General features: G+C 66.1%; 27 protein-coding genes and 2 pseudogenes. 17 read left to right on the top strand and 12 right to left on the bottom strand.

From position 1 onward, the window contains the following. Nucleotides 1-98: 98 nt before the first annotated feature. The 3 genes and pseudogenes from H7J93_RS21835 to H7J93_RS21845 form a co-directional block, all read right to left on the bottom strand. A complete protein-coding gene (locus H7J93_RS21835; RefSeq protein WP_267308396.1) occupies nt 99-854 on the bottom strand; it encodes a serine/threonine-protein kinase in 756 nt (251 codons plus the stop codon). Nucleotides 855-900: 46 nt separating this feature from the next. Further along, nucleotides 901-1143, bottom strand: a pseudogene (locus H7J93_RS21840) (PIN domain-containing protein); the annotation flags it as partial. Continuing rightward, nucleotides 1116-1616: a hypothetical protein gene (locus H7J93_RS21845; protein WP_267308397.1), complete on the bottom strand. Its 501-nt coding sequence runs from the start codon at nt 1614-1616 to the stop codon at nt 1116-1118. The pseudogene H7J93_RS21840 and the gene H7J93_RS21845, both read right to left, overlap by 28 nt. Nucleotides 1617-2270: 654 nt before the next feature. Here H7J93_RS21845 and H7J93_RS21850 point away from each other — a divergent pair. The 3 genes from H7J93_RS21850 to H7J93_RS21860 all read left to right on the top strand — a co-directional run bounded on the left by H7J93_RS21850 (nt 2271) and on the right by H7J93_RS21860 (nt 5803). After that, a complete protein-coding gene (locus H7J93_RS21850) occupies nt 2271-3344 on the top strand; it encodes a hypothetical protein (RefSeq protein WP_267308398.1) in 1074 nt (357 codons plus the stop codon). Beyond that, entirely contained in the window at nt 3341-5125 is a 1785-nt protein-coding gene (locus H7J93_RS21855; RefSeq protein ID WP_267308399.1) for a hypothetical protein, read from the top strand. Before H7J93_RS21850 ends, H7J93_RS21855 begins: the two co-directional genes overlap by 4 nt. 417 nt (nt 5126-5542) lie before the next feature. Then, nucleotides 5543-5803 (top strand): hypothetical protein, encoded by a 261-nt coding sequence (locus H7J93_RS21860; RefSeq protein ID WP_267308400.1) that lies wholly within the window; start codon nt 5543-5545, stop codon nt 5801-5803. A 9-nt stretch (nt 5804-5812) separates the two neighbouring features. Here the strand turns inward: H7J93_RS21860 and H7J93_RS21865 are convergent, their stop codons facing one another. Next, nucleotides 5813-6415: a TetR/AcrR family transcriptional regulator gene (locus H7J93_RS21865; protein ID WP_267308401.1), complete on the bottom strand. Its 603-nt coding sequence runs from the start codon at nt 6413-6415 to the stop codon at nt 5813-5815. A 147-nt stretch (nt 6416-6562) separates the two neighbouring features. Here H7J93_RS21865 and H7J93_RS21870 point away from each other — a divergent pair, with 147 nt between their 5' ends. The 4 genes and pseudogenes from H7J93_RS21870 to H7J93_RS21885 all read left to right on the top strand — a co-directional run bounded on the left by H7J93_RS21870 (nt 6563) and on the right by H7J93_RS21885 (nt 10902). After that, on the top strand, nt 6563-8815 hold the full coding sequence (locus H7J93_RS21870) for a molybdopterin-dependent oxidoreductase (RefSeq protein WP_267308418.1): 2253 nt from the start codon (nt 6563-6565) through the stop codon (nt 8813-8815). A gap of 12 nt (nt 8816-8827) precedes the next feature. Then, nucleotides 8828-9325, top strand: a complete 498-nt coding sequence (locus H7J93_RS21875; RefSeq protein ID WP_267308402.1) for a pyridoxamine 5'-phosphate oxidase family protein — start codon at nt 8828-8830, stop codon at nt 9323-9325. Between the two features lie 9 nt (nt 9326-9334). After that, a pseudogene (locus H7J93_RS21880) lies at nt 9335-9816 on the top strand (nitroreductase family deazaflavin-dependent oxidoreductase). Between the two features lie 123 nt (nt 9817-9939). Then, nucleotides 9940-10902 carry a coiled-coil domain-containing protein gene (locus H7J93_RS21885; protein WP_267308403.1) on the top strand — a complete coding sequence of 321 codons (963 nt, stop codon included), beginning with the start codon at nt 9940-9942 and terminating at the stop codon, nt 10900-10902. Between the two features lie 126 nt (nt 10903-11028). Here H7J93_RS21885 and H7J93_RS21890 read toward each other — a convergent pair whose 3' ends face one another. Both H7J93_RS21890 and H7J93_RS21895 read right to left on the bottom strand, forming a co-directional pair. Further along, complete coding sequence (locus H7J93_RS21890; RefSeq protein WP_267308404.1) at nt 11029-11877, bottom strand: acyl-CoA thioesterase domain-containing protein; 849 nt, start codon at nt 11875-11877, stop codon at nt 11029-11031. Nucleotides 11878-11906: 29 nt separating this feature from the next. Beyond that, entirely contained in the window at nt 11907-12212 is a 306-nt protein-coding gene (locus tag H7J93_RS21895; protein ID WP_267308405.1) for a GNAT family N-acetyltransferase, read from the bottom strand. Between the two features lie 36 nt (nt 12213-12248). On the opposite strand from H7J93_RS21895, the gene H7J93_RS21900 reads away from it, so the two are divergent. Further along, nucleotides 12249-13307, top strand: coding sequence for an MBL fold metallo-hydrolase (locus H7J93_RS21900; protein WP_267308406.1), 1059 nt, complete (start codon nt 12249-12251; stop codon nt 13305-13307). Here H7J93_RS21900 and H7J93_RS21905 read toward each other — a convergent pair. Then, nucleotides 13304-14278: a pirin family protein gene (locus H7J93_RS21905; RefSeq protein ID WP_267308407.1), complete on the bottom strand. Its 975-nt coding sequence runs from the start codon at nt 14276-14278 to the stop codon at nt 13304-13306. The two genes, H7J93_RS21900 and H7J93_RS21905, sit on opposite strands and share 4 nt — an antisense overlap. A 16-nt stretch (nt 14279-14294) precedes the next feature. Continuing rightward, a complete protein-coding gene (locus H7J93_RS21910; RefSeq protein ID WP_267308408.1) occupies nt 14295-14714 on the bottom strand; it encodes an EVE domain-containing protein in 420 nt (139 codons plus the stop codon). 83 nt (nt 14715-14797) lie between these two features. Between H7J93_RS21910 and H7J93_RS21915 the strand changes: the two genes are divergently transcribed. Further along, on the top strand, nt 14798-15040 hold the full coding sequence (locus H7J93_RS21915) for a hypothetical protein (protein ID WP_264073142.1): 243 nt from the start codon (nt 14798-14800) through the stop codon (nt 15038-15040). Here the strand turns inward: H7J93_RS21915 and H7J93_RS21920 are convergent. Next, the gene (locus H7J93_RS21920) at nt 15037-15447 is read right to left on the bottom strand and encodes a DUF5313 domain-containing protein (protein ID WP_267308419.1); all 411 of its coding nucleotides are present in this window, start codon (nt 15445-15447) and stop codon (nt 15037-15039) included. The two genes, H7J93_RS21915 and H7J93_RS21920, sit on opposite strands and share 4 nt — an antisense overlap. 23 nt (nt 15448-15470) lie before the next feature. Then, the gene (locus tag H7J93_RS21925; protein ID WP_267308409.1) at nt 15471-15968 is read right to left on the bottom strand and encodes a MarR family winged helix-turn-helix transcriptional regulator; all 498 of its coding nucleotides are present in this window, start codon (nt 15966-15968) and stop codon (nt 15471-15473) included. Between the two features lie 77 nt (nt 15969-16045). Between H7J93_RS21925 and H7J93_RS21930 the strand changes: the two genes are divergently transcribed. Further along, nucleotides 16046-17614, top strand: coding sequence for an acyl-CoA carboxylase subunit beta (locus tag H7J93_RS21930; protein ID WP_267308410.1), 1569 nt, complete (start codon nt 16046-16048; stop codon nt 17612-17614). A 41-nt stretch (nt 17615-17655) separates the two neighbouring features. On the opposite strand, the gene H7J93_RS21935 is transcribed toward H7J93_RS21930, so the two are convergent. After that, on the bottom strand, nt 17656-17949 hold the full coding sequence (locus tag H7J93_RS21935; RefSeq protein ID WP_267308411.1) for a WhiB family transcriptional regulator: 294 nt from the start codon (nt 17947-17949) through the stop codon (nt 17656-17658). 359 nt (nt 17950-18308) lie between these two features. On the opposite strand from H7J93_RS21935, the gene H7J93_RS21940 reads away from it, so the two are divergent. Continuing rightward, on the top strand, nt 18309-19031 hold the full coding sequence (locus tag H7J93_RS21940) for a transcriptional regulator (protein ID WP_267308412.1): 723 nt from the start codon (nt 18309-18311) through the stop codon (nt 19029-19031). Here the strand turns inward: H7J93_RS21940 and H7J93_RS21945 are convergent, their stop codons facing one another. Further along, nucleotides 19032-20414 carry a nucleotide-binding protein gene (locus tag H7J93_RS21945; RefSeq protein ID WP_267308413.1) on the bottom strand — a complete coding sequence of 461 codons (1383 nt, stop codon included), beginning with the start codon at nt 20412-20414 and terminating at the stop codon, nt 19032-19034. A gap of 221 nt (nt 20415-20635) precedes the next feature. On the opposite strand from H7J93_RS21945, the gene rpsF reads away from it, so the two are divergent. The 6 genes from rpsF to H7J93_RS21975 all read left to right on the top strand — a co-directional run bounded on the left by rpsF (nt 20636) and on the right by H7J93_RS21975 (nt 26339). After that, entirely contained in the window at nt 20636-20926 is a 291-nt protein-coding gene (rpsF, locus tag H7J93_RS21950) for a 30S ribosomal protein S6 (RefSeq protein WP_267308414.1), read from the top strand. A gap of 72 nt (nt 20927-20998) precedes the next feature. Beyond that, the gene (locus tag H7J93_RS21955; RefSeq protein WP_267308415.1) at nt 20999-21508 is read left to right on the top strand and encodes a single-stranded DNA-binding protein; all 510 of its coding nucleotides are present in this window, start codon (nt 20999-21001) and stop codon (nt 21506-21508) included. 39 nt (nt 21509-21547) lie between these two features. Next, a complete protein-coding gene (rpsR, locus tag H7J93_RS21960) occupies nt 21548-21811 on the top strand; it encodes a 30S ribosomal protein S18 (protein WP_083157490.1) in 264 nt (87 codons plus the stop codon). Between the two features lie 31 nt (nt 21812-21842). Beyond that, nucleotides 21843-22301: a 50S ribosomal protein L9 gene (gene rplI, locus H7J93_RS21965; protein WP_083157491.1), complete on the top strand. Its 459-nt coding sequence runs from the start codon at nt 21843-21845 to the stop codon at nt 22299-22301. A gap of 481 nt (nt 22302-22782) precedes the next feature. After that, nucleotides 22783-25419 carry a replicative DNA helicase gene (dnaB, locus tag H7J93_RS21970; protein ID WP_267308416.1) on the top strand — a complete coding sequence of 879 codons (2637 nt, stop codon included), beginning with the start codon at nt 22783-22785 and terminating at the stop codon, nt 25417-25419. Nucleotides 25420-25820: 401 nt separating this feature from the next. After that, a complete protein-coding gene (locus H7J93_RS21975) occupies nt 25821-26339 on the top strand; it encodes a hypothetical protein (protein ID WP_267308417.1) in 519 nt (172 codons plus the stop codon). Nucleotides 26340-26606 lie beyond the last annotated feature (267 nt).

Below are 26606 nucleotides of genomic sequence, written 5' to 3' on the forward strand. Positions count from 1 at the left end.
CCCGAACCAGCGCGCCAACGCCGGCTCATGATCGGACCTTCGGATATTCAGATCATCCTCGGGAAGGTGCGCCCACTTTCACGCCCCCACACCGAGGCTCATCCACAGGTTCTGATCATTGCTCCGTCGCGATCGGCGGGCAGCGCTCCTGGCGCCGAGGGCGGGGGGAGGGTGAATGCCGCGCTGGCCGCGGCCGCGAAGTCACCGGCGGTGGGGTAGCGGTCAGCGGGATTCTTGGCCAGCGCCTTGGCGATCACGCTGTCTAGTTGTGGTGAGGCCCAGCTGAGCCTGTCGGACAATCGGGGCGGGGTGGTGTCCAGATGAGCTTTCACTGTGGCGCCGACCCCGGCGTCTGTCGGGTAGGGGTGTTCTCCAGTCAGCAGCCGAAAGAGCGTGCATGCGAGGGCGTAGACGTCGGCGCGTCCGTCCAAAGCTGCTGTCCCGGCGATGACTTCGGGCGCGCTGTAGGCCAGGGCTCTGGCGACCTCGGTAATGATGTGGACTGCCCGCTCGGGTGTCATCTGTCCGTCGTGCAGCGCAGTCTCGGCGTCGGTTCCCTCGACGTACTCCATGGCGATCCACAGTTGGCCGGTGTCCGTCTCGCCGCGGCTGAACACGCGCACGATGTTGGGATGTTCGAGCCCGGCGGTGATGTCGGCTTCGTGGAGGAACTGGGCGCGAACGTGGTCGCCGTTGGCGTGCTCGGGTTGAAGCACTTTGAGCACTTCCCGGCGCGGCAGGGTGGGACTGTGCACCAGGTAGACCGTCGCCATCGCCGTGACGGCCAGGACCCGCTCGACGCGGTATCCGGCGATGTTGGTGGGCGGTGTGGGCTGGCCCTCTGGTGCGGTCATGGCGACGCCTTCCCTGCCGAACGGTGACGGCTGCGCACGTGTGTGCTCATAGGCGGAGCCGTTCGACGGCTTGTCCGGTGACTTGCGCGATCAGGTCGAAGTCCGTGTCGAGGGCAAGCACGGTTAGGCCGGCCATCTCGGCGACCGCGGCCACAAGCAGATCCGGGATCGCCGGGGCGCGGTGCAGCCCACGGTCGGCCAGCTGGAGCTGCACGCCCACGGCGCGGTCCTCGGCGGCTGGGGTCAGGTACTCGAGCGGCATCAATGCCAGCGGCGGTGCGCCTGATTCGCTGCGGACCTGCGATCCGTTCCGGAACGAGTAGCCGATCTCATGGGCTGACTGTCGAGGATCTCGATAGGGCGGCGACGGCTGCGGCCGATGTCGATGATCCGGCGATCATGGACGGCGCGTGGCGGTAGCACGGTGTGACGTGATGCTCGCCAAAGTGCTTCGTCCTGCAAATGGGTGAGCCGACGGCAGGCTTGTTTTTCATGGCGTAGGCATCCGAGTGCGTCTTGAATTGCCGCCACCACAGCCCACGCGTAGGCGACACGCCGAGAAAAAATCTTTCTGTCGAAGGCACGGATGCCGTGCAGCGCACACAAGCAGTCAATCCACAGAATTCGGCATGAAAAAGGTTTGCGCACAACACTTTTACCTATATCGGCACTCGAAATACGGATGCCGATATAGAACCCAAAGCTCTTGAGAAGCAACGGATTACAGTGCAGATCGATACTGCCGGAAACGGGTGTAGCCAATGTTCGGCTATATTCGCGCCACGAGATCTTCCGGCCTTCTCCGGAGTGATCCGGACCCCACGACAGAGGTGGTTTGCGATGGCTCGACCGGTGATGAAACGCCGCGAGCGTGTGCGCGTGGAGTTCAGCTTAACCCCGGAGCTGGCAGCCCGAATCTATGACTATGCCGATGCCCAAAGTCTGACGTTATCCCAGACGGGGGAGCGTCTTCTTGCCGGGGCATTGCCTGACCAACCAAGTACCAGTTTCGCGCAGTGCTCTGCCGCGGACTCGCCGGCATCGGCAGACAGGACGTAGGCGGGGCCGCTTCACGATGACCGCGATCAAGGGAGGGACGCCCGAATAGGCAGCTCTTAGAACGGTTCTCGCGCCGAAATGCGAACTTTCACCTTGCTCGGCTGTGCCGAGCCCAGAAATGCCAAAAGCTGGGGGGCAACCCAGCTTCGGCGTTCATCAAGAGTCTGACGGCTCTAGACCCCTCAAGGAGGGATAGGTGTATTCCACCGTGCACGAACAAACCTGTCAACTGTCCACGCCGGATTGCCTCGACCGAATCCTGAGGGCGAGCTGGCTGGGCGCGAAGACGCCCTACCGAGGCCGTACCAGCACCCCAGTGTGGGACTGTGCGTCATTCGGGCTAAGGACGGCCCGCTGATGGCGCGGTTCAAGAAGATGACCATCGCTGCTAGCCAACCGGTCAGCCCTCAGGTGGCTGCTCACGGTCCCGCCGCGGAGTCAGCGGCGAAAACAACGATGCTCGTCGCTCGATCCGCAGTGCGGGCGCTTCCCTCGCTGCCACCGTCCGAGCATGACCGGCTGGCCGCACTGCTGCGCCAGACCGTCGGTGCCGATGATCCGGAGGTGGCGCGCGCAGCGATCACGGCGGCCGCAACCCTGCGGTGCCAGGTGCCGTTCACCAGTGCCGAACAGGACCGCAAAGACGTGGGCCACGTCGCACGGTTCTTGGTGTGGGCGGCGTTCGGCGATGTGGTCGACCCGGTACGGGCGTTTACCAGGGCCAACGTCGATGAACACCTGGCCGCCACTGCCACCGCCAGCAAGAGATCGTCTGACCAGCGCCGCTACATCCTCTACCGGACGGGCCGTCGTTTACATCCACAACAGTTCCCAGCCAAGACCGGCATACAGGTGCCGGCGCGGCCGCGTCACCCGGTGGCCAGCCACGCCGAGATCGCACGCTTGCGGACGCTGATCCCTCGGCTGCCGGCACGCCTATCGCAACGGACACAAGCACTGCTAGACCTCAGCTACGGTGCAGGCGCTCGGCCGGCGGACTTCCGAACCCTGCGCGGCACCGCGATCACGACCACCACCGTCGACGGTCGCGCGGTCGCGGTCGTGGCGCTACCCAACCTGGGCGGAGGTGTGCGGCAGGTGCCGGTCTGGGACCGCGAAATCGGTGCGCGGCTCGTGGGTCTTGCGGCAGGCCTCGGCGACCGCCTCGTGTTGGCCCCGCACGCCGTGGCCGCTGAGCGCAACATCGTCAACCGGGTCGGTGAGCAATTGCGCAGCCACGGCCACCCCAGCATCGATCCGGTTGCGTTGCGCAATCGGTGGGTGCTTGATCTGGCTGAACGCATACCGGCGGTGCTGCTGCAACAACTCGCCGACCTGTGCGAACTGCGGATCCTCGTCGATGAACGGAGCCTGGTGACCCAGTACAAGCTGCGCCACGCCATCACCATCCTCGACGAGGCGCGGCGATGATCCGGAACCGACAGCAGCTGTGCACGATCGCCGACGATGTGTTCGCCACTGCGCTGGAGGTGATCGTGAAATCCGGTGCAGCGCATAGCATCGAAGACTGCTGGCGCGACACCGCGCAGCCGGGCGGCCGCAAGCCCGTAGGGATTCCGTACACCGTGACCGGGGTGCTCGTCGCGCTGCTGGTGCGGTTCATCATCGGGCGTCCGTACAGTCTGCGGGGCACGATGGACACCCTCGGCGAATTCAGCGCCGATCAGCTCGCCGCGGTCGGCATGGCGGGGCAAGACTGCACCGCCATCAGCACCGTGGCAGACACCGAGTACAAACGCTTCCACCGGTTCTGGAGCTTGCGCATGCAACCCCTGGACCCTGACGCAGATCTGCCCGCCCGGCGGATGACCAACGCCGAATACGCCGCCCGCCTCCACGCCCGCAGCCCCGAGGACCACGTCCGCAGCGCACTGGCCGATCAACGACTGACGGCAGTGATCAACGATCTGCTCTGCGGATCGATCGGGGCCGCTGCCCCGACCGACTGCCAGGGCGACGTCGTCGTCGACGAAACAATCATCAACACCGCAACCCCCGACGGCATGCTGGGCACTCGTCCAGAGCGCTACCGGGGGGCATCCTCGATAGCGCGGTACTGGGCCCGCGACAAGCGCGGCCAAGTCAAACAGCCCGGCACCCCGGGCGAGATCAAATCCAGCGGATTCGGCATCGGAGCCACCTTCGTGTCCAGGGTCGCGCGCCGCGACGCCTTGCACGCCCAACCTGCCCTGTTCGTCGGCATGGACGTCCACGCCCCGACCAGCGGCAGCGTCGAGGGCCTGGCGACCGCGTTGACCCACGCTCGCCGCAACGGTGTCGATGGCCGCCGCGGAGGTAGGAGCGGCCGATCTCGGCGACCGCTTCTCACAGCCGACATGGGTTACAACCCCAAGAACGGGTTCGCCGAGCTCATGCTCGAACACGGCTTCTCACCGGTGGTGCGCTACCCGAAGCACTGGACCGTCGAATACCCGAGCGCCTCACCGCCGGGCGCTCCCGACGGACCCGAACCCGGACCCCTGCAGTACGCAGGCGCGTTCTACTGTCCCGCGGTGATCAAGCGGATCACCGGCCACCGCACTCCCAGCACCGAAGAACTCCTTGCAGAGGACAATTTCGGAGCCCACGATCGCCGCTTGCAAGCCATCTATCCCTTCCTGATGGGGCTGCATTCACGGGCTGTAATGGCTGTTTGCCGATTCGGTCGGCCAGCACTTGCCGCCACACCACCGAAGCGGGTCAAGATCCGGCAAGTCTGCCCGGCAGCTCTGGGGACAGTCATGTGCCCGCACAAACCCGAATCGATGCACACCGAGGTCACCGGGCTGCCGATGGCCGAACCAGATTGGCCGGCTGACGCCATGGCGTGCTGCAGCAACTCCAGCATTACCGTCTACCTCACCGACGGCCAGCTCAAGATGGCCCAGTGGGACCTTGTCCCCGGTTCCTGGGAGCACACCCTCTACTTCGAAGCCGCCCGAGCACTCACCGAACAACGATTCAGCCAGCTCAAGTCTCGCCACGTCGCCGGCCTGGACTCACTGACCACCGGGCCGCGCAGGACGCCGATGATCAAGATCGCCATCGCGTTGGCCGCCGCAACCGTCAACATCCGCGCCCAACAGAACCACGACCCCAAGATGCGGCGCACCGAAGCCATAGATATCCGGCTGCGCCAACTTGCCGCCGACCTCGGACATCAACCCACACCGATGCCCCGACGCAGCTGACAAACCCTTCTCGCAGTTAGGCGGGCTGGCTCCTTCGGTCAGTCCGCCTATTGCTGTGTTTGGCGCGAAAAGCTTGTGGAAATTTCGGCCGCGATGAGGCAACTTCGGGCAGGACCGGCAACGCGATATCGGCCCGCGTTCTTCAGCATCCGACAAGCAGCCGATTGGGCCGGGCCCCGAGGGGCTCACCAGCCATAACGACGCCATAGGCAGAACGGCCGCTGCGCATCGGAAAGCCTGTGGACAAACCCGAAAAAGTTAGTGGAAGCGGCCGCAGAAACCCATGCTGACCAGCACAACTGAACTGCCCACAATCTCGGTTAGCGAATACCGAAGCTGCCGCGCGAAAAGCCACGACCGAACGGGTCGTGGCTTTTGTGTTTACGATGAATCTCTACCCCGGAAGAAGGCGTGACGATGGCACTCACGAATCCAATCGCCAGGTTGTTCGTCGCTGTCGGCTGCGCCTGCGCCTTCGCGATCGCGCCCGTCGTCACCGCGGCGCCTGCCGGCGCGTGCCCGCCGAGTTTCTATACCGATCCCTTCACCGGGCAGTGCGCTGCCCCGGGCACCGGCATCCCGACGGTCAACGGGATTCCGTGCATTCCGGGCCGGCATCTCGGCACGTGCATGGGCATGCTGCAGAACATGCCCGGCGGCTACAACCCGTGGCCCTGAGGCCGCCCGTCACGGTCGCTCGTCGGCCAGCACCCCTCGCAACACCAGATCACTGAGCCGTTCGGCGGCGGCGTCGATGTCCTTGACGCGCCGCACGCACACCGCGTACCAGGCGCCGCCCGCGATCACGTCCATCACGGTGTCGGCGTCGACCCCGTATCGCGCGGTGCCGTCGGTGACAGCCGAGTCGATCCGTTCGGCGAGCTGACTGCGCGCGGCGGCCTCCAGACGGTCACTGAGCAGACGGCGCATCCGGCGGTCAGCCCGTAAGTCGTTGAGAAGCCCGGGAATTGCCTCGCGGACGGCCGGGTCTCCGTACATCGCCATGGCGCCGCGGCACAGCCGGGTGATCTCGGCGACGAAGTCGTCTGCGGGAGGTTCGGGGCCGAGGTCGGGGAAGAGCGCCTCGTGCACCAGCTGTGACTTGGAACTCCATCGGCGATACACGGCGGGACGGCTCACCTGCGCCGTGGTGGCGATCAGATCGATGGTGGTGGCCGCGTAACCACGGTCGACCAACAGGCGTCGCGTCGCGGCGAGCACCGCGGCGTCGATGGACGGATCTCGGCGCGACCCTTGGCGCCGGTGACGGCGCTCGGCCGTGTGCACCATTCGCGCCCTCCCCTTCGCCGTTTGTCGTTACAGTGTGTCACAACAAGCTGGTTTCGCCGCGAAATAGCGTTCCGGGCTGCAATTCAGCCCGGATCACGACCCGGAACGCTATTTCGCGGCAGCATCGAGGAGGCGGCGATGACCACAATGACCACCGGACAGACAAACCTGTTGGCCGGCGTCGGCGAGGACGGCCGCCACCTGTACACGTGCCCGCTCTGTGAAGCCATGTGCGGTCTGGAGATTCAGGTCGCCGACGGACGGGTGGCCGGGATCCGCGGCAACCCAGACGACACCTGGAGCCGCGGCCACATCTGCCCCAAGGGCGCGAGCCTGGGCGGGGTGCACGAGGACCCGGACCGGATCCGCCACCCGATGATCAAGGTCGACGGGGAGTGGCAGGAGGTCAGTTGGGAGGCGGCGTTCCGGCGCTGCACCGAACTACTGGCACCGGTGATCGAGAAGTACGGCATCGGCGCGGTCACCTGCTACACCGGAAACCCATTGGCGCACTCGTTCTCACTCGGCCGCTACACGGGCGTCCTGCTGGGGATGTCGGGAATCCCGCTGTCCTATTCGCCAGGAACGGTGGACCAGTGGCCGAAAAACCTGTCGTCGCATCTGATGTATGGCGGCTGGTGGTCGTTCCCGGTACCCGACATCGAGCGAACCGATCTGCTGGTGGTGATGGGCGCCAACCCCGCCGCATCGCAGGGATCGCTGCTGGCGGCTCCCGACGTGATGGGCATCATCGGCGCAATTCGTAAGCGCGGCAAGGTCGTTGTGATCGATCCCGTCCGCACCGCCACCGCGGCGCGCGCCGACGAATGGTTGCCGATCACGCCGGGCACCGACGCCGCGCTGCTGCTCGCCGTCGCGCACACTTTGTTCGAGGAGGATCTGGTCGCCCTCGGTGAGATGGCTCCGTACCTCGACGGGCTCGACCGCATGCGCGAGGTGGCTGCCCACTGGTCCCCGGAGCGCGTCGCCGGCGTGACGGGTATCAGCGCCGAACGCATCCGTGGGTTGGCCCGCGAGCTCGCCGGCACTGAACGCGCGGTGGTCTACGGCCGAATCGGGTTGTGCAATCAGGAATTCGGCAGCCTCGCCAGTTGGCTGGTCGACGTCGTCAACATCCTCACCGGCCACTTCGACAAGCCCGGCGGGTCGATGTTCCCGCGGCCCGCCGCATGGTCGGTGACCGTGCAGCCGATCCCCGGCCTGGAGGACGGCGCGGCGGAGTTCGGTCGGTTCCGCACCCGCGTGCGCGGCGCCAAGGAGGTGCTGGGACAGGTACCGGTGTCCTGTCTGGCCGAGGAGATCGCGACGCCGGGGGAGGGCCAGATCAAGGCTCTCATCTCCGTCGCGGGGAATCCGGTGCTGTCGACCCCGGCCGGTCACAAGCTGGACGAGGTGCTGCCGACCCTGGACGCCATGATCTCCGTCGACCTGTGGCTCAACGAAACCACCCGGCACGCCGACGTCATCCTGCCTGCGCCGTCGCCGCTGGAGCAGCCGCACCACGACGACCTCATCCTCAACTTCGCGCTCAACTCCATCGCCAACTACTCCGCGCCGGTGTTCAAACGGCCCGACCCCGACGCCCCCGAGGAGTGGGAGATCCTCATCCGACTGACCGGGTTGTGCACCGGCATCCCGGCCGAGGACGTCGACGTCCCCGCGATCGACGACGGATTCTTCGACTACATGGCGTTCACCCAGGGTCTCGACGGCGCCGAGATCCGCAAGCACTACGACCACGGCGGCCCCGAACGCATTCTCGACCTCACGCTGCGCACCGGCCCCTTCGGTGACCGGTACGGCGAGAACCCGGACGGTCTGACGCTGGAGAAGCTGAAGGCGCAACCCAACGGCATCAACTTCGGCCCGATGGTGCCCCGCGTCCCCGAGGTGTTGGGCACCTCGGACAAGAAGATCCGGCTCGCTCCGCAGTATCTGCTCGACGATCTGCCGCGGCTGGCGCAGCGTCTCGACCGGGCGCCGGAGGAGTTGGTGCTGGTCAGCCGACGTCATCTGCGGTCGAACAACTCGTGGCTGCACAACGTCGCACCGCTGATGAAGGGCCGAGACCGGTGCACCCTTCTGATTCACACCGACGACGCGGCCAAACGGGGAGTGTCGACCGGCGACGTCGTCACGGTGACCTCGGCGGGCGGGAGCATCGACGTAGCCGCCGAGGTGACCGACGCGATCATGCCGGGCGTGGTGTCGATGCCGCACGGCTGGGGCCACGGCAAGCCCGGCACCCGCATGTCGGTCGCCAACGAGTCGCCCGGGGTCAACACCAACGTGCTGTCCCCGCCGACGTTCATCGACGAGCCGTCGGGCAATGGGGCACTCAACGGCATCCCGGTGACAGTCAGCGCAACGACGACCTGACAAGATCGGCGCGTGGGCAAGAACGAACGTTCAAAAATCGTGATGAGCGATGACGAAATCGCGGAGTTCATCGAGCGCAGCCGTACCGCCACCATGGCCACCGTGCTGCCGAACGGGCGACCGCACCTGGTCGCGATGTGGTACGCCGTCGTCGACGGCGAGATCTGGTTCGAGACCAAGGCCAAGTCGCAGAAGGCGGTGAACCTGCGCCGCGACCCGACGATCACCGTGATGATCGAGGACGGCAAAACGTACGACACCTTGCGCGGGGTCTCGATAGACGGCACTGCCGAGATCGTCGAAGATCCGGAAACCATTCTGCGCGTTGGCATCAGCGTGTGGGAGCGCTACACCGGCCCCTACACCGACGAGATGCGGCCGTTCGTCGACCAGATGATGCACAACCGGATCTGCGTGCGTGTGGTGCCGAGCCGGATGCGCAGCTGGGATCATCGCAAGCTCGGCATGCCCGAGATGCCCGTCGGCGGCAGCACCGCCCAATATCTGTAGGGAACGCGCATGGATCCGAAAAACAAACCCAAGCAACTGAATTCGCCGTTGGTGACAAAGGTGATGAAGTACGCGGGCAAGGCTCACGTGTGGGTGTACCGGCGTTCGGGCGGCAAGATCGGCGCCAACTGGCGGGTCGGCGCGGGGTTCAAGAAGCCGGTGCCGACATTGCTTCTCGCGAGCACACCGGCCGCAAGTCCGGTAAGACGTTCGTCTCGCCGCTGGTGTACATCACCGACGGCGACGACGTCGTCATCGTGGCGTCGCAGGGCGGTCGCGACACGCATCCGCAGTGGTACCACAACCTGCTCGCCAACCCCGACGTCTACATCGAGATCGGCACGGATCGGCGGGCGGTGCGTGCCGAGGTGGCTAGTCCGGAGGAGCGGGCTCGGTTGTGGCCCAAGCTCGTGGAGGCTTACGCCGACTTCGACACCTATCAGAGCTGGGCGGACCGCGAAATCCCCGTGTTTGTGCTCAAGCCCCGCTGAGCGCGGTGCGACTTATCTCACAGACCTGAATGTTGGGCTGCCCCCGTGTGTCGGGTAGCCAACGGACAGGTGCACCCCAGCGCCGACCGAATTTCCGATCAACGCTTTAGGGGCGATTCAACGATGACCAGCACTACCCAGACCACTCTGATCAACCAGTTGCGTACCGTTCTCGACTTGACGCACACCGAGATTCAGGTCGCCGAGACCCGCGTTACGCAGGCACGTACCGAGGCTGTGCGCAAGGAACTGAGCCAGAATGCGAACAACGGTCGCATCCGTGCCGAGGCGATCGAGAAGGCGATCCGTGACCTCGGCGGTTTCCCGGACACCATTGGGCCGTTCCTCGGCCGCGCCGCCGCCGCGGTGAAGGCGCTGACCGAGCAGGCGCAGCCGTTCGACGAGGCGCTGCTCGGCGACCTCGCGCTCGAGGACCAGCTGCTCGACCGCTCGCGCTACATCAAGGCCCTCGCGGTCGCGGCCAAGAACACCGACGTGCAGGAGCTGGCTGACCGCCTGATCACCGCGCACTCGGCCACGGTCACCTGGCTGACCACCGTGTTGGCCGAGGATGCTCTCGGCGGACCCGCGGCGCTGCGCCGCACGCCGTTGCAGGCCGCAGCCGGTACGGCCGTCAAGATCGTCGGCCTGCCCGGCCAGTGGTCGGTGCAGTCGGCCGAGCGAGTCGCGGAGCTCGTGCGCTCGGCGGGCCCGGCCGTTGACGATCTGGTCCGTCGCGCCCAGCACGCCAGCGAGGTGGCGCTGAAGGCGATCGGCGCGTCGCGTGACGCGGCGCTGCAGAGCGCTGAAGGCGTCGTCCGTGATGAGGGCGCCGACCAGGCCGCGGACGCGCTGCACAACGCGCGCGCCGCAACCGGTGTCCTCGACGTCGAGGAGCTGCCGATCCCCGACTACGACGAGCTGAACCTCAACGACGCCGTCGCCGCGGTGAAGGAGCTGGAGTTGCCGGCCGACATCCGGGCGATCATCGCGTATGAGGAGGCGAACAAGAATCGGGCACGCCTGGTCTCCGCCGCGCAGACCCGCGTCGCCGAGATCGCGCAAGAGGTCGTCGGCATCAGCTAGACGCGAAGTTTCGAGCGCTCGAGACTACGGTTTCTGACGGAGTTCAGCCGGAATCTCGTCATAAACCGTAGTTTCGGCGACTTGGCACCGGACACCTCGCCACACCACGTCGCGGGGTGTTCGCGTCTACGGGTGCGGCGGATTGAAGCCGGGGTTCGACAGCGCGGTGGCGGTCGCGCTGCCGATCGGGCCGAACTCGTCGACGACGGTGGCCACTCCGGTCGCGACCCCAGCGTGACTGGAGTGCGTCAGCGCGGTCAGGCCGAGGTACGGCCCCTCCGGTAGCCGGCTGAGTGTCAGCGTGTAGTCGGCGTTGATGAACTGCAAACCGCTTGGGCCGTAATGGGTTAGCGAACTGGCCATGTCGCCGGCCATCGCCGCGCGGGTGAACGGGGTCAGCTCTTCGCCGTCGACGAGCGGGCGGATGTCGCGCACCCAGATGTGTTTCGGGCCGGTGCGCTCCCAGGCGACGAGACCGAAGCCGGGTCCGGGCGTGTGGTCCTCCCTGCCATAGGTCCACACCAGGGAACTGAGCCCGCGGGGGATCGGATCCGGTGTCGGCGGCGGTGGCGGCATGTTGATCGGTGACGTCCAGATCTCGTCGGCAGGTTGTTCCCCGCGGCGCAGAAACAGTCCGCTGGCCCGCGCGACGACGGTGTCCCCTTGAATGGCGAAGGCGTCGACCAGTTTCAGGCGACGGCCCTGCCGGACGACCGTGGTGTCGACGCGCAGCGGTGCGAGGGCGGCCGGACGAAACAGGTCGACGGTCAGTCGAGCCGGCTGGAGGTCGGGGTCGCCGGCGTCGCGTTCGACGACGTGGCCGATCAGCCCGCCGAGGTAGTTGCCGCTGATCGTCTGGCCCCAGGGTCCGCGCGCGAACGGCGCGGGCACGAACAGGTCGCCGTCCGGCGTGAAGAAGGCCGTTGGCGTGCCGCCGCGCTGTGCTGTGTCGACAGCACTGTCCCGAGTCGTCATGGGCGACGACGATATCGGCCCTGGGCTTGTTATCCCTCGGCGGCGTCGACCACGTCGGCGAACTCGGGGTGCTTCTCCACGTAGGACGCGACCATCGAACACACCGGCACGATCCGCAGGCCGGCTGCGCGCGTCTGCTCCAACGCCTCGCCGATCAGGATGGACGCCAAGCCGCGGCCCTGGAACGCGTCGTCGACCTCGGTGTGGGGGAAGGTGCGCCTGCCGTCACGGTCGATGATCTCGGTGAAGCCGGCGACGGTGCCGTCCACCGAGATGGTGAAGCGGTCGGCCTCTTGGTTGACGGTGGTCGTCGCGCCGGTCTTGTCGGTTGCCATTCCTCCTCTATACCCCGGCAGCGCAAGATAGGAGTCATGTGTGACGACGGCGGCACCGCCGCAGAAGCCCTGGCCTCCGCACCACGTCGCGCGGAGGGCACCGCGGTCGATCCGATCGCACTCGCGCCGGTCGACGAACTCGTCATCACGACCTTGGTGGACAACAGCTACGACATGCTGATGACCGACGTCGGTCCCGCCCGCCGCACCGGGATGGGCAAGGTGGCGCCGGTGGCGGCGCCGCAATTCGAGGAGGGTCGCTCGACGCCGGGGCTGATCGCCGAGCACGGTTTCTCCGCGCTGGTGACGACGCGTCGCGAGAATCGAACGCACACAGTGCTTTTCGACACCGGCATCTCACCGGACGGGATGGCGACCAACTTCGCGCGCATGGATCTGGACGCGTCGGCGATCGAGGCCGTTGTGCTCAGCCACGGGCACCCCGACCATGACGGCGGCTTCCCCGGGTTGGCCCGCCTCCGCGGCCGGAGCGGACTGCCGATCGCCGTGCACCCGCTCGTGTTCAGCCGGCGTCGCTTTGCGCTGCCGAACGCGCCGGCGCTGGAACTGCCCACGCTCAGCCGCTCGGCACTGGAGGCCGAGGGGTTCGAGGTGATCGAGCGGCGGCAGCCGTCGCTGCTGCTCGACGGGTCGGTACTGATCACCGGAGAGGTGGACCGCACCACGGAGTTCGAGCGCGGACTGCCCGGCCACCAGGCGTTGCGCGACGGTCGCTGGGAGCCCGACCCGCTGGTGCTCGACGAGCAGGCGCTGGTGGTGCATGTCCGGGGTAAGGGGCTGGTGGTGCTGACCGGCTGCGGCCACGCCGGCGCGGTGAACATCGCACGGCACGCCCTGCGGCTGACCGGACTGGACCGCCTGCACGCGCTGCTCGGCGGTTTCCATCTTGGCGGAAAGGCCTTCGAGCCCATCATCGAACCGACTGTTGAGGCGTTCCGCGAATTGCGGCCCGACGTTCTGGTGCCCGCGCATTGCACGGGCTGGAAGGCGCAGCATCGGTTGGCGGCGGCCCTGCCCGACGCGTTCGTGCCCAACGCGGTGGGGACGTCGTTCACGTTCGCCGAGGCGGCCTAGGGCGCGGGGTTCGGACGCGGTCGCAGCGTCGCGTTCGGTAGGGGAGGCGCGGGTAGCCGCGTCGTCGTCCCGAGGTACCCCTCGACCGAACCGAAGCGGTCATCGTGTTCCTGCCACTGCTGGCGATACGTCGCAATGTCGTCGTGGCTGCGGCCGACGAAGTTCCACCACATGACGAGCTGCTCGGGAAACGGTGCGCCGCCGAGCAGCAGGACGCGCGCCGCGCCGTCGCCCCGGTTGGCGATGCTGAGCTGGTCGCAGCCCGTGGGCTGGAACGCGAGATCCGCGACATCGAGCGCTGTGCCCGCGACCTCGACGCTGCCCTGATCGAGCAGCACGCCGTGCTCGAAGTCGTGGTCGACGTCCAACGTCACGTCGGCGCCCGGCGCGAGGTCGAGCTGCGCACCGAGCAGCGGCGTGAACGTGTGCACCGGCGAGCGCGCGTCGGCGAGCTCACCGAGGAACACCCGCAGCGTGGCGGCACCCAGCGACAGCGGCTCCGGGGCAAAGTGCGCGAAGTCGCGGCCGGTGTCGCGGTCAGCCTCGGGCAACGCCACCCACAGCTGCGCGCCGTGCAGGACGGTGGTCGCCGGCCCCGAAATCACCGACACCTCCGAGTGACAGATGCCGGAGCCCGCCGTCATCAGGTTCAGCTCACCCGGCCGCACCATCGCGTGCACGCCCGCACTGTCGCGGTGCTCCACCTCCCCGCTGAACAGCCAGCTGACGGTCTGCAGCCCGGTGTGCGGATGCGGCGGCACATCCATACCGGGACCACTGCGGACGTCATGCGGACCGTAGTGGTCGGCGAAACACCACGCCCCGATGAGCGACCGCTCCCGCTGAGGAAGTGTCCGTCGGACCCGGATCGCCCGAGGGCCGCCCAGCGGCACTTCACGAGGATGCAGCACACCCGTGAATGCCGATGGCGCACAGGCAACTTCGGCAGGCGCCGCGTCGGTGTTGCTCACTCACCCACAGTAGGCCTCACCCCGGCTCGGTCATCGCCGAACGGAGCACTTCGAAATCGTGGTCGTCGATAGTGAACACTCCGAAACGGAACTTGTACCCCCACCGCGACTTGTCCTCGATGAAGTTCAGCTTCTCCAGCAGCGGCCGGATCGGCGTTTCGGTGCAATCGAGGAAGTCGACATTGCGCCGCCACGGCTGGGAGTCGGGCGTCACGTCGGTCTGGTAGGGCCCGTCGTCGGCGACTTGCCCGATAGCGGTGAAGGCCTGCAGCGGATCACCTTCGGGGTAATCCGTTTTCGGCGAATAGAAGATGATCCAGTCGCCCCGTGCCATCTTGCGCAACATGTGCGGCTTGCCGTGATTGGCCTGTGTGAAGCGTCCGCGCACCGCACGCTCGACGTGGCCACGGCTGACCGTGTTTATCCAGTTCGTCATGCCTTGCACGCTAGGCGCGGGCGCCGACAGATTCGGCGCGGTTTCGCGCTGCCTGTGGATAACTGGGGTGTCAGACTGTGCCGGTGACGACCACCAACGACATCTATGCGCGCCTCGGCGCACTCGAGCAACTCGTGAAGCACCTCTATGAGCAGACCGGGGTGCCGATGCCCGATCTGACGGCGCTCTCCCGCACCGAAGTGTCGCCGCGGGTGCGCGAACTGGTCGCCGCCGGCAACAAGCTGGGCGCGATCAAGGCCTACCGCGACGAGACGGGTGTCGACCTCGCCACCGCGACGCGGGTCGTCGATTCGCTCTACGCCTAGAAGGGGCTGCTGTTGGCCTGCCAGCGCGCTTCTTGCGGGCGCGGCCCGTACTTCCGGGCGTAGGCCTCGTGCATGGCGGCGTTCTTCTTGCGGTTGATCTCGTCGACCAGGTTGGGATCCCAGCCGTGCTGCGCGAGCCGGTAGCGGCGCCACACCTTGTTCAGCGCGAGCGCCATCAGCAGCGCCCAGATGTAGATCGGCACCGTCATCTCCATGTGCACGTAGAGCGACGCCGGCAGCAGCCAGAACGGTGCGAGCACCAAGAACGGCGGTATCGCCATGCGGATCATGTGGCGCCGGACCGCGCCATGGTCGGCGAGGTCATGAGCCACCCACTCGCGCATCGAATCGGGCAGCTTCTTGCCGTAGATGTAGGCGATGTACTGCAACGGACCCGGCTTCTTCATGGCGGGTTTCTTCAAAGTGGGGGTCATCGCGGATCCTTCCCTTCGTCGAGCGTCCCCGCCGCCAGCGCCGCAGCATTGACACGGGTGAGTACGTCGTGCAACTGCTCGAGTTCGTCGAGGCCGACACCGAGGCGTTCCACCACGGCGGGCGGAATCTTCAGCGCGCGGCGACGCAGCTGCACGCCCGCTTTTGTCAGGCGGACGTCGGTGGCACGTTCATCGGTTGCGCTGCGCGTGCGGGTGATGAACCCGAGTGCCTCCAGCCGCTTGAGCATCGGCGACAACGTGGCCGAATCCAGTTGCAACGTCGAGGCGATCTCCTTGACCGACAGCGGCCGGTCCGCATTCGACTTGTGGTGATCCCACAGCGCGAGCATCACGAGGTATTGCGGGTGGGTGAGGCCGAGCGGTTCGAGCAGCGGACGGTACACCGCCAACACCGCGCGGTTGGTGACCGCCAGGGCGAAACACACCTGCCGTTCGAGGGCCAGGGGATCGACGTCTGCGTCCACGACAGTCATAACACCCACGGTAGCCCAATAGATAGCGCCCTAACTAATCGCGTGCTAAGTATCACAGGTTGTTAGCATCACCAGCCATGCCCGATGACCCGATCCGCGCCGACTATGTCGAGTTGTTGCAGCGCCGTGCGCTGACCGAGGACGCCGCCAGGCCCGACGCCGTCGAACGCAGGCACGCGCGCAATGGCCGCACCGCCAGGGAGAACATCGCCGACCTCGTCGACCCCGACTCGTTCGTCGAATACGGCCGCTTCGCGATCGCCGCCCAGCGCCACCGCCGCGACCTCGCCGACCTGATCGCGCGGACACCGGCCGACGGGTTGGTGGCAGGGACCGCGCGCATCAACGGCGAGCTCTTCGGCGAGGAACGCGCAGCCTGCGCAGTGCTGTCCTACGACTACACGGTGCTCGCCGGTACGCAGGGCTCGCTGGGCCACCGCAAGAAGGACCGCCTCTTCGAACTGATCGAGCGCATGCGCCTGCCGACGGTGTTCTTCGCCGAGGGGGGCGGTGGACGGCCCGGCGACACCGACTACCCGACGGTTTCGGCGCTCGATACGCGCGCGTTCAAACTCTGGGCTGCGCTGTCGGGTCTGGTGCCGCGCATCGCGATCGTCAAGGGCCGCTGCTTCGCGGGCAACGCGGTGATCGCCGGTTGCTCGGATCTGATCGTCGCGACGGAGGACACGTCCATCGGCATGGGCGGACCGGCGATGATCGCCGGCGGCGGGCTCGGCGACGTCCACCCCGACGAGGTCGGCCCCATCAGCATGCAGGAGCCCAACGGCGTGGTCGACGTCGTCGTCGCCGACGAGGCCGAGGCGGTCGCCGTCACCAAACGCCTGCTCGGCTACTTCCAGGGCACCACCGCACCGGGCCATGCAGGCGATCAAACACCTTTGCGCACAATGGTTCCCGAGCGTGCCCGGCGTGCCTATCCGGTGAACCCGATCATCGAGACGCTGGCTGACGACGGGTCGGTGACGTTCCTGCGGCCGCGGTTCGCCGCCGAGATGGTGACCGCGCTGGCCCGCATCGACGGCCGCGCCGTCGGCATCATCGCGAACAACTCCATGGTGATGGCCGGCGCCATCACCGCGGCCGCCTCCGACAAGGCGGCGCGCTTCCTGCAACTGTGCGACGCGTTCGGGTTGCCGGTGGTGTCGCTGATCGACTGCCCCGGCTACATGGTGGGACCCGCGGCCGAGGCCGAGGCGCTCGTGCGCCGCGCGTCGCGGATGCTGGTGGCCGGCGCCGCCATGAGTGTGCCGGTCGTGGCGGTGGTGATGCGCCGTGGTTATGGCCTTGGCGCGCAGGCGATGACGGGCGGCAGCCTGCACGAACCCGTCCTCACCGTCGCGTGGGCGGGCGCGCATCTGGGTCCGATGGGACTCGAAGGTGCGGTCCGACTCGGTCTGCGCAAGGAACTCGAGGCCATCGCCGACGATGAGGAACGTGAGGAGCGGGTGCGTCAGGCGACCGCGTCGGCCCAGGAGAATGCCAAGGCGCTCAACGCCGCTCAGCTTTTCGAGATCGACGACGTGATCGACCCGGCCGACACCCGCAGGCTCATCATCGACACCTTGGCGGCGGCCACCCTGCACGAACCGCGCCGCCCGGATCGACGTTTCGTCGACACCTGGTAGCCGCCCGCCGCCGACCCCCCACGGCGGCGGCGGGCGACAAGTCAGGCGGATTCCGCGTAGTAGTAACGACGGGCCCGCACCTGCTGACCGTTGCGCTCGGCGAGCGATCGCAGCTGGCGCAGGGCAAACGTTCGGCCCCGGCCCCCTTCGGGGATCACGATGCCGGCCCAGAGGCCTTCGGCGCGAGGTAACTCGCACGCGTCGCGAGCGCACAGCCAGCGGCGCGGGCAGGCCCGGCAGATCGCCTTGGCGGCTTCGTCCGCCGACGTCGTCCACCGCTCGGGATCCTGCGTGCAGGCACCCACCGGCGTCTCGTCCCAGTGTGTTGTGTTCATGCCGTTGTCCCCCCATGCGCCGTGCGGCCGGTGTGCCGCGCGACGACGCCCAAGCTAGCGGACAAACCGTAGCGATGCAACAGTTATCGCTACGGAAATCGGCGGCCGACTTCGTACACTGGACAATGGGGTCTGCCAACCGCAGCAATTTTTCCGCCAGAACTGCGGTGATAGCTCCATCCCCGATGGCAGGACGCGATGCCCGACGAACCGTTGCGTCACCTGGTGTGCGGACATGAAGACATAGCTTCGCCACGGATTGATCGCAGCCACGCCGAACAAAGTCGTAGCGGTGGCCATAACGGCAGTTACGATTACCGTGCCGATCCGCCCTGTGAAATCCCGAGGAACGCCCGTTGATGACCGACCCCGAGTCGACCGACGTGCTGGATCCGGGGATGCTGCGGGCGGGCGCGGCCGCCGCGGCTCGCCGGCGTGAGCTCGACATCAGTCAGCGCAGCCTGGCGGCGGACGGCATCATCAACGCCGGGGCGCTCATCGCATTCGAGAAAGGGCGCAGCTGGCCGCGCGAGCGCACCCGAGCAAAGCTCGAAGAAGTGCTGCAGTGGCCGCCGGGAACCATCGCACGGCTTCGTCGGGGCGAGTCGGTCAACGCCGAGCATCCAGGTGAATCACCCGGACAGACCGGCGACGACATTCCGCTGATCGCACAGGCAGTGGTCACCGCGGTGAACACCTTCGGTACGGCGGTCGACGCGCTGCCGCCCGTCGAAGATCCCGACTTCACCCCGCGCGCCACCAAGATCCTGGCGGATCTGCGTCAGCTCGAGGCGGTGGCGGCGAGGGCCGCCCGTATCAGCAAGGTGTCACCGGCGTTGATCAAAGCGCTGAGTGCGGTGCGCACGCGCTACGACCAACTGATGCTGCGCGCCGCCCGTGCGCCGCACGCCACCGTCGGGCAGCGGCTGTATGCGGCTCGTCGGGGCGCTAATCTCACCATCCTCGAAACCGCCCAAGCGGCAGGCGTTTCCGAGCAGGACATCATCAGCGCCGAGGCAGAGGAGCCGGTGTCCGCCACCGCGGTCCGCGACATCGAAGCACTGATCGACCAGCTGCAGTGATCAGCGCCGTTCCCGACTGCGGTCATCGTGGGTCGGGTAGTGCTCTGCGAGCGCCGCGGCGACCTCGATGAAGCGACGCCTCGTCGCCGCCGACATCTCCGCGGTGCGGTCGATGACTCCACCCGGGCGGAGATGTCCGTCGAACGGCACCTCGATGACCGCCTGGCCCTGACCCGAAAACTGTTGTGCCAGAATCGAACGAGTCCGCTTGTCGGCGTGACCGTCGGAGTCGTTGAGTACCACGACCGTGCGATGTAAGAGCCCGGTGAGCCCCCGAGCGGCCAGCCAGTCCAGCGTCTGGCCGGCCACGGCTGCGCCGTCGACCCACGGCGACGAGACCACGACCAACGCGTCGAGATCGCGCAGTACCTCCTGGGTGACCGGACTGTCCATGGTGGAGCTGCAGTCGATGATCGAGATCGTGAAATACCGGTCCAGTCTCGACGTCGCTTCCCGGTAGATCGCCGGGTCCAGCACCCGCCGGCGCGCCGGTGTTCCCTCGCCGGCCAGAACGAACAAGCCGGCGGCGTTGTTGCCCACCCGATTTCGGATGTCGGCGAACGTCTCGATGTTCTGGTCGGCGGCCAGCTCCCAGTAGGAGCCCTGTGCCCGCGGGTCGACGCGACTGCCGAGCTTCCCGAACGCGGTGTCGGCATCGATGGCCACCACGCGGTCGTCCTGGCGGAGTTCGGCGAAGACCGAACCGATACTCGCCGACACCGTGGTCTTGCCGACCCCGCCCTTGCCCATCACGCCGACCTTGAAATGCCCGCGCATCGGTGTGCGGATCTTCGCCACAAGCTCGGCCTCGCTGATCTCGTCAGGACCCGGGCCCAGGTTGACCACCCCGAAGGTGGCCTTGTACAGCGCCAGACGCCACCCGCGGCCCGGCGGGACGCGGCGGGGCCGTACCAGTTCGTCAGGCCGTATCAGCTCGGCGTAGGAGCCGGGCGGCATGCGGTTGTCGGCGCCGTAGCCGCCGGGTGCCCACTGTTGGGCCGGCGGTGGACCGCCGGGGAACGGCGGTCGCTGCTGCGGGGGAGGACGCTGGCCCCACGGCCCGGGGGCCGACGGCGGCAGGGGCCCGGTAGCGCGTGGCACACCCGGGGGCGGACCGTAACGGGACGGCGGTTGACGAAAGGTGCCGACTTCGGGGGCTCTGAAGTGAGGGGGAGGAGCCGAATCCGTGGTTGGCACACCGGGAGTCGGGCCGCGGACCGCGTCCCAGGTCTCGGTGGGGGGCGAGTCGTCGCGTGCACTGCCCTGCGCCTGCCACATGGGAGGCGGGGTCGGATCCGGATCCTCAGCCGACGGTTCGTGGTCGGTGTCCTCGGGGCCGGTCCATCCAAGCCTTGTCCGCAACTCGTCATCGCGGTCGGTCACTAGGTGTCTCCTCCGAGGTTCGGTTGTACGGTTCGGCCCTGTCCCAGTATCGGCCCACCGGGCTGACGTCGATGTTCCGCCGTCGACTCCGGCCCGGCGAGCAGCGCGATTTCGCAGATCAGCGGGCATTCCTGTAGCCTGGGCCGGTTGCCGACGCAGGTAACCCTCCTGCCACGGAACGACCGTGGCCGTACTAGACCGTAGGAGGTGGTGAGGTTCTCATGCGTCCATACGAAATCATGGTCATTCTTGACCCCACTCTCGACGAGCGCACCGTCGCTCCGTCGCTGGAGACATTCCTCAACGTGGTCCGCAAGGACGGCGGCACTGTCGACAAGGTCGACATCTGGGGTCGTCGCCGGCTGGCATACGAGATCGCCAAGCACGCCGAGGGCATCTACGCCGTCGTCGATGTGAAGGCCGAACCCGCGACCGTGTCCGAGCTGGATCGCCAGCTCAACCTGAACGAGTCCGTGCTGCGGACCAAGGTGATTCGGACCGACAAGCACTAAAGGGTGACGTTCGTCGGAGCGGCTCCGTAGGCTCGCCTGCGACTGCACACCGCCAAACTCCAGGAGGAACTCGTGGCTGGTGACACCATCATCACGGTCATCGGAAACCTGACCGCCGACCCCGAGCTTCGGTTCACGCCGTCGGGTGCGGCCGTCGCCAACTTCACAGTGGCGTCGACCCCGCGCATCTTCGACCGTCAGACCAACGAATGGAAGGACGGCGAAGCGCTGTTCCTCCGCTGCAACATCTGGCGCGAGGCGGCCGAGAACGTGGCCGAGAGCCTGACCCGCGGGTCGCGCGTGATCGTGCAGGGCCGGCTCAAGCAGCGCTCCTTCGAGACCCGTGAGGGCGAGAAGCGCACCGTGGTGGAGCTCGAGGTCGACGAGATCGGCCCGTCACTGCGGTATGCGACAGCCAAGGTGAACAAGGCCAGCCGCAGCGGCGGCGGTGGCGGCGGCTTCGGCGGCGGCGGGGGTTCCCGTGCCGCGGCCGGCGGTTCCGACGGCAAGCAGGACGACCCGTGGGGCAGCGCTCCCGCGTCGGGTTCGTTCAGCGGCGCCGACGACGAGCCACCCTTCTGACCTAACTACTGATCAGCAATTCCAGAAAGAGATAGACACATGGCCAAGTCCTCGACCAAGAGGCGCCCGGCACCCGAGAAGCCGGTCAAGACCCGTAAGTGCGTGTTCTGCTCCAAGAAGGGCAAGAACCAGGTCATCGATTACAAGGACACCGCACTGCTGCGTACCTACATCAGCGAGCGCGGCAAGATCCGCGCCCGCCGCGTGACCGGCAACTGCGTGCAGCACCAGCGTGACATCGCGATCGCGGTGAAGAACGCCCGCGAGGTGGCGCTGCTGCCGTTCAGTTCGTCGACGCGGTAGGCCCGCCAGAGACATCTAGGAAGACACAGATATGAAACTCATTCTCACCACCGAGGTGGAGCACCTGGGCATCTCCGGTGACATCGTGGAGGTCAAGGACGGCTACGGACGGAACTTCCTGCTGCCCCGCGGCATGGCCGTTGTGGCATCGCGCGGCGCTGAGCGCCAGGCTGAGGAGATCCGTCGGGCCCGCGAGGCCAAGGCCGTGCAGGGCCTCGAGCATGCGCGCGAACTGAAGACCGCGATCGAGGGACTCGGCGACATCGAGCTGACGGTCAAGGCGGCCACGGACACCGGCAAGCTGTTCGGCTCGGTCACGGGTGCGGACGTGGTTGCCGCGATCAAGAAGGCCGGCGGCCCGAATCTCGACAAGCGCACGGTGCAGCTACCCAAGGCTCATATCAAGTCGACGGGCAAACATCCCGTCACGGTGCGTCTGCACCCCGAAGTGACCGCTTCGGTGTCGCTGAGCGTCGTCGGAGGAAATTAACACCAGCGTCAATACGGCCGGGTTGAGGACGGGTTCGATCCTCACCCGGCCGTTGCTGTGTGCGCTGGCGAACTCGGCCCGATAGTTAGCTGACAGCGAAGCTAACCATCCGTTAACCTGCGCGGTGTCATCCGGAAACACAACACGCCCGAGATGGCTACCCACCACGACACGCCGAGGGAATTCCCATCCACAGAATCCCAGGCGGTTTATGGTGCGGCTATCTGCGCGGATGCACGGAATTAAGCGGTTCATACACAGGTTTTCCCCAACGACTCAACATGCCTGTCCAGACCTATCCACAGGCCATCCACAGCTCCATAAACAGGGCGGGTTTGCGACGCTTCCAGCAACGTCTAGCGTTGGCCGTCGCAAGGCTGATAGGCGACCGATTGGGAGCGGTTGTCGGAGGCCGAGCTTACAGTCACGGTAGACGCGTATCGAACCTACGTTCGAACTGAATTTTGGGAGGTGTAGCTCCGTGGCTGTAGTGGATGATCTCGGTCATTCAGGCATGGACGTCCCACCTCCCAGTGAAGACTTCGGTCGCCAGCCTCCGCAGGACGCCGCCGCCGAGCAGGCGGTCCTGGGCGGCATGCTTTTGAGCAAGGACGCGATCGCCGATGTGCTCGAGAGGCTGCGCCCGGGCGACTTCTATCGGCCCGCTCACCAGAACGTCTACGACGCCATCCTGGACCTCTACGGCCGCGGCGAGCCCGCGGATGCGGTGACGGTGGCGGCCGAACTGGATCGGCGCGGTCTGCTGCGGCGTATCGGCGGCGCCCCGTATCTGCACACGCTGATCTCGACGGTGCCGACCGCGGCCAACGCCGGGTTCTACGCGGGCATCGTCGCGGAGAAGGCCTTGCTTCGCCGGTTGGTGGAGGCGGGCACGCGCGTCGTGCAGTACGGGTACGCCGGCGCGGAGGGTGCGGATGTCACCGAGATCGTCGACCGCGCGCAGGCCGAGATCTACGACGTCACCGAGGGCCGGACGTCTGAGGACTTCGTTCCGCTGGAGCAGCTCCTGCAGCCGACGATGGATGAGATCGACGCCATCGCCTCGCAGGGCGGAATTGCGCGCGGCGTACCGACGGGGTTCACCGATCTCGACGAGGTGACCAATGGCCTGCATCCCGGACAGATGATCGTCATCGCGGCCCGGCCGGGTATGGGTAAAGCGCTGGCGCTCGACACTCCGCTGCCGACGCCGACGGGCTGGACAACGATGGGTGAGGTGGCTGTCGGCGATCAGCTGATCGGTGCCGACGGCGCGCCGACGACGGTGGTTGCGGCGACGGAGGTCATGATCGACCGGCCCTGCTTTGAGGTCGAGTTCTCCGATGGAACGGTCATTGTCGCCGATGCCAAACATCAGTGGCTTACGGATACGCGCGCTTCGCGGAAGTCTGCGCAAGGTGCCGCAACCGGTTACAACCGACATAAAAATCAGCGCACTTTCGCGGCTGTCCGCACCACCCGCGAGATCGCCGAGACGCTTCGATGCTCCACGGCCGACCGCAGACTCAACCATTCCGTAGCCAATGCGGCGCCGCTGCAAGCGCCGGAACGCGACCTGTTGGTCCCGCCGTACACGCTCGGTGCATGGTTAGGTGACGGCACAACCGCCGCTGCCCAGATCACGACGTCGGATCCTGAAGTCATCATGCGTATCGAAGCAGACGGCTTTGTCGCGCATCCGTCCAGCAGTTCGCCGTACCGGTACCAGCTGCGACTGCCAGAGCCGCCGCCACGCGCTGAACGCGAATGTGTTGTCTGTGGAGCTCGATTCGTCCCGCACACCAGTCAAGTCCGGACCTGCGGACGTGCGTGCGGCGGGCGCGCGCGCTTTGTGTCTGAGAGAGTGCCGGCCCCGACATGTGATCGTTGCGGTCGGCCCTCGTGTGGCCTGCTGCTCTGCCAAAGTTGCCGCAACGCAGTCGGGACTCTCCAGGCGCGGCTGCGCACAATCGGGGTGTTGAACAACAAGCACATCCCGGCCGAGTATCTGCGTGCGTCCGAGTCGCAACGGCGAGCGCTATTGGCGGGATTGTTAGACACCGATGGCACAGTCAACGCAAACGGCGCCGTCCAATTCTCCGTCACTGATCGACGGTTGGCCGCCGACGTCGAGGAACTGGTGGTCAGCCTCGGTTATCGATGCCAAACCGCCCTAAAACCCGTGAAGGGCCGGCGGGCCGACTCATCGATCGCGTACACCATCAACTTCTCGACGGACGATGACGTCTTCGGCCTCACCCGGAAGAGTCTGCTGCACAAGGAGCGCAGAGCTGGCCGGGGCACGGCGCGGTCGAGTTCTAGGTTCATCGTTGACGTCCGGCCCATCGAAAATGTTCCGGTGCGTTGTGTGCAGGTCGATAACGACGAACACATGTACCTCGCGGGACGCGCCATGATCCCGACGCACAACTCCACACTCGGATTGGACTTCCTGCGGTCGTGTTCGATCAAGCACCGGATGTCGAGCGTCATCTTCAGCTTGGAAATGAGTAAGTCCGAGATCGTCATGCGCCTACTGTCGGCGGAGGCGAAGATCAAGCTCGCCGACATGCGGTCGGGCCGGATGAGTGACGATGACTGGACGCGGCTCGCTCGACGTATGAGTGAGATCAGCGAAGCGCCTTTGTTCATCGATGATTCTCCCAATCTGATGATGATGGAGATCCGGGCGAAGGCGCGTCGGCTGAAGCAGAAGCATGATCTGAGCCTGGTTGTCATCGATTACCTCCAGCTGATGACGTCGGGCAAGAAGGTCGAATCCCGGCAGCAGGAAGTTTCGGAGTTCTCAAGGCAGCTCAAGCTTTTGGCGAAGGAACTCGAGGTTCCCGTCGTCGCAATGAGTCAGCTGAACCGCGGACCGGAACAACGTACAGACAAGAAGCCGATGCTGTCGGATCTTCGCGAGTCGGGCGCTATCGAGCAGGATGCGGACATGGTGATCCTGCTGCACCGGCCCGACGCCTTCGAGCGTGACGACCCCCGCGGCGGCGAAGCGGACCTCATCCTCGCCAAACACCGTAATGGCCCGACGAAGACGATCACCGTCGCACACCAGCTGCATTTGTCGCGGTTCACCAACATGGCCAAGGCCTACTAGTGACCCACCTGTCGAGATGCAACGGAAATTAACAAACGACCCNTAGTTGTTTAACAAGTTGGTTAGCCNGTGAAACTAAACCCTCCGCCGCGGCAAAAATTNCGAGTGNACGAACTNGCCCGCGAACTNGGCTGGACGTCTCGGCAGNTGCTCGCCGAGTTGAGTCGGCGNGGCGAGTTNGTGAANTCGGCGGCTAGCCAGTTAGAGNCGCCGGTCGTCCGCNCNCTTCGGCGGGAGTTTGGGACCNTCAGCACNGGNCAAGNCNCNGACGCGAAGCTCAGNCCNGAGATGTATGGNCACTCGGCGGAGCCCGCGACTACCGAAGANGGCACAGNATTCGCTGATGAACTTGCGAAGGCTCGAACGCAATCGAAGGCCAAGGGCCAGAACAAGGTTGCACGATGGCATCCACCGATCCTGCAGGCGCTACTCGACGACGTCGTCGTTCCCCAGCGGCCAGTGATGAACTTGCGAAGGCTCGAACGCAATCGAAGGCCAAGGGCCAGAACAAGGTTGCACGATGGCATCCACCGATCCTGCAGGCGCTACTCGACGACGTCGTCGTTCCCCAGCGGCCAGAACATTTCGCCGCACCGACGAGTGGATACTTCGCGTGGGAACTGAAGAAGGCCGCACGACTCAGCAAGCGGTGGGCTGAAGCACAACTGAACGGTCTTGGGGACGATGAGGCTTTAGTAATCAAATGGATCCGGCTCAGCGATGGTCAGCGTCCAGACATTGCTGTCGAACTAGCAGGTTGTGGTATTCGTCCGGACGAGGCGGCCCTCTGCATCGGACACGGCGGACGTATCGATCCGCATCTCTCGACCATCTATGAGCGCTTCCGTGACAGAAAAGTCGGTCGATCGGAGGCCACCGCGATAGTCCGGGAGTGGCGCGCCAAACAGTGGGCTGTCTAGCGGTTCTGCCTGTACGCCACTAACTTTCGATTTACCGAAGCGCGTCAATGCTGCCGATTCCAACAGCTATACGGTATCCTCTAGTACTACTAGTAGGGCACTCCGAGACCTGATTGCGAGGTCGAAATGGTTGAGACACTGCAGGATTGCTCGCCTGCGCCAAGCCTCGAGTATGTCGATCGATTCGGTCGAGTTGTTGGTGATCTGGTCTACCTTCGGTGGTGCGCCGGAGCTACCGCTCCCTCCTGGAAGGAGGTGTTCAACTCA

Origin of the sequence: Mycobacterium barrassiae (genome assembly GCF_025822765.1) — a bacterium.
Taxonomy (GTDB): Bacteria; Actinomycetota; Actinomycetes; order Mycobacteriales; family Mycobacteriaceae; genus Mycobacterium; species Mycobacterium barrassiae.

Excerpts from the sequence above, each read along its gene's own strand:
- H7J93_RS21865 (WP_267308401.1), bottom strand. The coding sequence starts at position 6,415 with ATGGTGCACACGGCCGAGCGCCGTCACCGGCGCCAAGGGTCGCGCCGA.
- H7J93_RS21940 (WP_267308412.1), top strand. The coding sequence starts at position 18,309 with ATGACCGACCCCGAGTCGACCGACGTGCTGGATCCGGGGATGCTGCGG.
- H7J93_RS21895 (WP_267308405.1), bottom strand. The coding sequence starts at position 12,212 with ATGGCAACCGACAAGACCGGCGCGACGACCACCGTCAACCAAGAGGCC.
- H7J93_RS21900 (WP_267308406.1), top strand. The coding sequence starts at position 12,249 with ATGTGTGACGACGGCGGCACCGCCGCAGAAGCCCTGGCCTCCGCACCA.
- H7J93_RS21890 (WP_267308404.1), bottom strand. The coding sequence starts at position 11,877 with ATGACGACTCGGGACAGTGCTGTCGACACAGCACAGCGCGGCGGCACG.
- H7J93_RS21835 (WP_267308396.1), bottom strand. The coding sequence starts at position 854 with ATGACCGCACCAGAGGGCCAGCCCACACCGCCCACCAACATCGCCGGA.
- H7J93_RS21920 (WP_267308419.1), bottom strand. The coding sequence starts at position 15,447 with ATGAAGAAGCCGGGTCCGTTGCAGTACATCGCCTACATCTACGGCAAG.
- H7J93_RS21885 (WP_267308403.1), top strand. The coding sequence starts at position 9,940 with ATGACCAGCACTACCCAGACCACTCTGATCAACCAGTTGCGTACCGTT.
- H7J93_RS21930 (WP_267308410.1), top strand. The coding sequence starts at position 16,046 with ATGCCCGATGACCCGATCCGCGCCGACTATGTCGAGTTGTTGCAGCGC.
- rpsR (WP_083157490.1), top strand. The coding sequence starts at position 21,548 with ATGGCCAAGTCCTCGACCAAGAGGCGCCCGGCACCCGAGAAGCCGGTC.
- H7J93_RS21870 (WP_267308418.1), top strand. The coding sequence starts at position 6,563 with ATGACCACCGGACAGACAAACCTGTTGGCCGGCGTCGGCGAGGACGGC.
- H7J93_RS21910 (WP_267308408.1), bottom strand. The coding sequence starts at position 14,714 with ATGACGAACTGGATAAACACGGTCAGCCGTGGCCACGTCGAGCGTGCG.
- H7J93_RS21855 (WP_267308399.1), top strand. The coding sequence starts at position 3,341 with ATGATCCGGAACCGACAGCAGCTGTGCACGATCGCCGACGATGTGTTC.
- H7J93_RS21975 (WP_267308417.1), top strand. The coding sequence starts at position 25,821 with ATGGCATCCACCGATCCTGCAGGCGCTACTCGACGACGTCGTCGTTCC.
- H7J93_RS21850 (WP_267308398.1), top strand. The coding sequence starts at position 2,271 with ATGGCGCGGTTCAAGAAGATGACCATCGCTGCTAGCCAACCGGTCAGC.
- H7J93_RS21925 (WP_267308409.1), bottom strand. The coding sequence starts at position 15,968 with ATGACTGTCGTGGACGCAGACGTCGATCCCCTGGCCCTCGAACGGCAG.
- H7J93_RS21860 (WP_267308400.1), top strand. The coding sequence starts at position 5,543 with ATGGCACTCACGAATCCAATCGCCAGGTTGTTCGTCGCTGTCGGCTGC.
- rplI (WP_083157491.1), top strand. The coding sequence starts at position 21,843 with ATGAAACTCATTCTCACCACCGAGGTGGAGCACCTGGGCATCTCCGGT.
- H7J93_RS21935 (WP_267308411.1), bottom strand. The coding sequence starts at position 17,949 with ATGAACACAACACACTGGGACGAGACGCCGGTGGGTGCCTGCACGCAG.
- rpsF (WP_267308414.1), top strand. The coding sequence starts at position 20,636 with ATGCGTCCATACGAAATCATGGTCATTCTTGACCCCACTCTCGACGAG.